Source organism: Longimicrobiaceae bacterium, assembly GCA_035696245.1.
GTDB lineage: Bacteria > Gemmatimonadota > Gemmatimonadetes > Longimicrobiales > Longimicrobiaceae > DASRQW01.
Genome location: DASRQW010000150.1, coordinates 1 through 4,951, shown reverse-complemented (window position 1 = coordinate 4,951; position 4,951 = coordinate 1). Strand labels below are relative to the sequence as shown.

At 69.6% G+C, this 4,951-nt stretch carries 3 protein-coding genes; 2 read left to right on the top strand and 1 reads right to left on the bottom strand.

Going from position 1 to position 4,951, the window contains the following annotated elements; genetic code table 11:
* Nucleotides 1-2,035 (bottom strand): 2-oxoglutarate dehydrogenase E1 component (locus tag VFE05_06690; GenBank protein HET6229752.1); only part of this gene is annotated, 2,035 nt, incomplete at its 3' end.
* Nucleotides 2,036-2,315: 280 nt separating this feature from the next.
* Here VFE05_06690 and VFE05_06685 point away from each other — a divergent pair.
* The gene (locus VFE05_06685) at nt 2,316-2,531 is read left to right on the top strand and encodes a hypothetical protein (GenBank protein HET6229751.1); all 216 of its coding nucleotides are present in this window, start codon (nt 2,316-2,318) and stop codon (nt 2,529-2,531) included.
* Nucleotides 2,532-3,073: 542 nt separating this feature from the next.
* Nucleotides 3,074-4,324, top strand: coding sequence for a DEAD/DEAH box helicase (locus VFE05_06680; protein ID HET6229750.1), 1,251 nt, complete (start codon nt 3,074-3,076; stop codon nt 4,322-4,324).
* The last annotated feature ends 627 nt before the right edge of the window (nt 4,325-4,951 follow it).

Genomic DNA, 4,951 nt, shown 5'->3' with positions numbered 1-4,951 from the left:
CCTGCGCGCCGTTGGCGAAGTCGCCGTACTGCGCCTCCCACAGCACCAGCGCCTTGGGATCGGCCACCGAGTAGCCGTATTCGAAGCCGACGACCGCCATCTCCGAGAGCGGCGAGTTGTGCACCTCGAAGCTCGCCGTGGCTTGCGGAAGCTGCTGGAGGGCGTTGTGCTTGGCGCCCGTCTTGGCGTCGTTCAGCACCGCGTGCCGGTGGCTGAAGGTGCCGCGCTCCGCGTCCTGCCCGGTGATGCGAACCGGCGTGCCGTCTTGGAGCAGCGACGCGAAGGCGAGCGCCTCGGCATGGCCCCAGTCGATGTCGGGCTTCTCGCCGTCCAGCGCCGTGCGGCGCTTCTCCAGCACGTTCTTGGCGAGCCGCGCCGCGGGCTGGAAGCCTTCGGGGAACTGTAGAAGCGCGGCGTTCAGCTCCTTCAGCCTCTCCGCCGGCACGCCCGTCTCCGCGGCCGAGGGATGGCGGCCGTTGGGCGACGGCTCGGCGTGCGGCTTGGCCGGCCCGACCTCTTCCGCCGCCTTCGACATCTCGTCGTTCACGCGCTGGAGCAGGGCGTCCGCATCGTCCTGCGTCACCACGCCCTGGTCGACGAGCACGCGGGCGTAGACCTCGCGCGCCGTGGGGTGGGAGCGGACCGTCTCGTACATCATCGGCTGGGTGAACGCCGGCTCGTCGCCCTCGTTGTGGCCCCAGCGGCGATAGCCGACGAGGTCCACCACGAAGTCGCGGCCGAACTCCTGGCGGTACGCGAAAGCCAGGCGCATCACCGCCAAGCACTCCTCCGCGTCGTCGGCGTTCACGTGCGCCACGGGCATCTCGAAGCCCTTGGCGAGGTCGCTGGCGTAGCGCGTGGAACGGTCGTCGACGGGGTCGGTGGTGAAGCCGATCTGGTTGTTGGCGATGATGTGCAGCGTGCCGCCCACCGTGTAGCCGCGCAGGCCGGACATGTTCAGCGTCTCGGGCACCGTGCCCTGGCCGGGGAACGCCGCGTCGCCGTGGATGAGCACCGCCACCGCCTTCCGCGCGTCGAGCGTCGGCTTGCCCGCGGCCGAAGTGTCGTCCTGCGCCGCGCGCGTCATCCCCACCACGACGGGGTTGACGAACTCCAGGTGGCTGGGGTTGGGGGAGAGGGTGACGCGCACCTTCGCGCCGCCGATCTCCTTCGTGTCCTTCCAGCCCATGTGGTACTTCACGTCGCCCGACGGCTCGTCGGTGTTCTGCTGCGCGTCCACGCCGGGGGCGAGCTGCGCGCTGGCGAAGGCCGCCACCATCATCGAGTACGGCTTGCCCATCACGTGGGTGAGCACGTTCAGCCGCCCGCGGTGCGCCATGCCGATCAGCACGTCGCCCGCGCCGGACTGCGCGGCGCCGCGGATCACCTCGTCCAGCATGGGCACCATGGCGTCGGTGCCCTCGATCGAGAAGCGCTTCTGGCCGAAGAAGACGCGGTGCAGGTACTTCTCGAAGCCCTCCACCTGCGACAGGCGAGCGAGCAGGGCGCGCTTCGCGTCCGCATCGAGCGGCGTGCGGAAGCGGCCCGTCTCCACCGCCTCCTGCAGCCAGGCGCGCTCGTCGGCGCTGCCCACATGGTCGAGCTCGTAGCCCGCGGTGCCGCTGTACGCCGCGCGAAGGCGGGCGATGGCATCCGCCGCGGTGCCCGCGCCTTGCGCCGCCGCGCCGCGCACGACCGAGGCGGGCAGGCGCGCGAGATCGGCGTCGGAGATGCCGTGCGCCTCGGGGCGCAGCGACGGGTCGGGCTGCGGCTCGCCGCCCAGCGGGTCCAGGCGCGCCGCCGTGTGCCCGCGCGCGCGGATGGAGACCGCCAACTCGTACGCGTCCAGCACGGCTTGCACGTCCGTGCCCGAAGCGGAGGCGCCGGAAGAGACGGAAGCGTCGCCCGTGGGGGTGAACGACGCGAAGTAAGAGCGCCATCCCTCGTCCACCAGGGAGGGATCGCGCTGGAATCTCTCGTACAGGTCCAGCACGTAGCCCGCGTTGGGGCCGTGGAACTCGCGAAGGTCTGCCATGGGTGTTCCCGGTGGTGCGCGCGCGCCGCCGTGCGGAGCGCCTGGAAAAGCCGCGGCGAGCGACGCATCGGTCGTTCCCCGCCGGTTGCACCAACCTAACCACCGGCGCCAGGCCCCGCTACCGTTTCCGGGTCCGCGAGATGCGTTGCCCACGGGTGTACGCGGGTGCCGGCCGGGAGCGGGCAGAAGAGGTGGCTCGCAACGTGCGGGCGCACCCAGCCGTCAGTTCTCGCGTCGTCTGGAGGTTGGAACAATGGTTAGCCGGGAGGAGCTGCTCGCGATGGTCGCGGCCGAGCGTGAACGGGTCGCCGAGCTGGAGCTCGCCCTGCTCCTGATTCGCGATGCGGACAACGAGAAGCTGGAGGTCTGGATCCGGCACCGGGTGAACTGCGATCCGGTCTGGGACCTGTCCACCGCGCACGACAGGATCCAGGCGCTCTGCCGGCTGGCCCTGGGCGAGACCCGCGACGGTACGCTGTTCGAGCGCCGCTCGTAGGCAGCCGCAGGCGATCTCCACGAGCCCGTCCACATCTATCGATGCGGCGGGCTTTCGTACATCTACCAACATCATGTCCCGCTGGCACTCGACGCGTTATTTCGAAGCCGCGCAGGTAGTGCATGTTTCGTGAAGAAAATCATCGGCAATCACGCGAGATTCGCTTTGTCGACACATACTCTTTCTGTGGTTCTGTGGGGTCGGTTAGATGCTGCGTGGCTGATCTGGGCAAAGTCGGGGGCCCGGCGGATGAGGCGGCGGGGAGTCGCAGCTCGTCGCGGCGAGGTTGCGCGAACGTGACGGGAGATGTGGGGCGGCGGGTGGCGGGACTGAGGAAAAGCCGTTAGATTGCTATGTTTGCATCAGCAAATACACGCGCTGTCGCTGCCCAGCGGTACGCCTCCGGACGGAGGGGCCGCACTCTCCGGGCAGCGCATTGTCCAACTACGGACGACAAGACACGCGGGGCCCTGACGCGAGCGAACGCGCGCCCCGCACCAGCAAACGGACCCGGAACAAGAAGCCCGGGCCAGAAAGAGAACATGACATTCGACGATCTGAACCTCGCGCCGGAGCTCCTGCGCGCGGTGAAGGAGCAGGGCTACGAGGTTCCCACCCCCATTCAGCAGCAGGCCATCCCCGCCGCCCTCGAAGGGCGCGACGTGATGGGCAAGGCCCCCACCGGCACCGGCAAGACCGCCGGCTTCATGCTTCCCACGCTTCACCGGCTGCGCGGCAAGGAAGGCCTCAAGGCCCTCGTCCTCTGCCCCACGCGCGAGCTCGCCATCCAGGTGGCCGAGTCGGCGCGCGACTACGCCAAGTACAGCGAGCTGTTCGTGGGCTGCCTGTACGGCGGCGTGCCGCTGGACAAGGACATGCGCAGCCTGCGCGCGGGCTACGAGGTGCTGGTCGCCACGCCGGGCCGCCTGATCGACCACGTGGAGCGCGGCAACGTGGACCTGTCGGGCCTGGAGGTGCTGGTGCTCGACGAGGCCGACCGGATGCTCGACATGGGCTTCCGCCCGCAGATCGACACGGTGCTGCGCAACTGCCCCAAGCAGCGGCAGACGCTGTTCTTCTCGGCCACCATGCCCAACTCGGTGAAGTCGCTCGCGTACGACATCCTGCGCGAGCCCGTCACCGTCGAGGCGAGCCCCAAGATCACCACCGCCGAGACGGTGGAGCAGTTCGTCTACCCCGTGGAGCAGCGCCAGAAGCCCGAGCTGCTGCTGCACCTGCTGAAGCAGCCGGAGTTCCAGTCGGCCCTCATCTTCACCCGCACCAAGTTCGGCGCGGACCGCGTGGCGTCGCACCTCACGCGCGCGGGGCTGAAGGTGGAGACGCTGCACAGCGACCGTAACATGCAGCAGCGCGGCAAGGCGCTGGAGTCGTTCCGCGAGGGCAAGGTCCAGGTTCTGGTCGCCACCGACGTGGCGCAGCGCGGCCTGGACGTGGACGGCATCTCGCACGTGGTCAACTACGACGCGCCCAAGGATCCGGAGGGCTACGTGCACCGCGTGGGCCGCACCGGCCGCGCGGGCGAGACGGGCATCGCCATCACCTTCATGTCGGGCGGCGAGATTGGCGACGTGGCCGCGGTGGAGCACCTGATGGGGCGCCGCATCCCGCGGGTGAACGTGCCCGGCTTCAGCGTCTTCGGCGACGAGCCGGAGCCGGCCGAGCCGCCGCAGACCAAGAAGGAGATCCGCGCCACCCGCGGACGCCGCATGGGCACCCGCTCCGGCGCCGAGCTCTCTCCCGAAGAGCTGGAGAAGCTTCTCGCGGCGGTCTGACCGCCCGCGGCCCGAGCCGCCGGTCAAATCGAAAGGGGGACGATTCCGCGAGGAGTCGTCCCTTTATCGCGTCCATCCGCCGCTCGCCGACCGGCGCAAATCCATCCGACGTGTAGGCGCGGACCTGCGTGTCCGCCGTCTTTTCGCACGCGCCGCCCGTCCTCCGCGCATCATCCCGATCCATCGAAACCATCCACCGCCGCGGATCGGCAGAGTAGGATCGGGAACGCGGCTCGGTAGATGAACGGCCGGGCATCGCGCCGCCGTACATCTCCCGTGTCGTGGGTCGGGTCCGACGCGCATCTCCGGACCCGATTCCCCGGTGACCATCTCCCGATCCGCGTCTCCGTTCGGCATCTGCCGATGACCATCTCCTGACTGCGTGCGCGGACGGGGTCTCCCGATCATCATCTCGCCGCTGGAAACACCGAATTGGGGCCGCGGGACCAACGCCGGCGCGGAGGACGTTGTCGTGGAGAGGCGAGATGAGGCCGGCGCGGATTATCGATCCGCCGGCCGGGCCGGTCCTCGCCTCGTGCCCGGGCTCCTTCCGGATGGGCGGCGGATGGTGACGCTGGGGAGGGGTGAACGTCTGATTCCCGCCGGGCGTCGGGGGCGCGGAGGAGG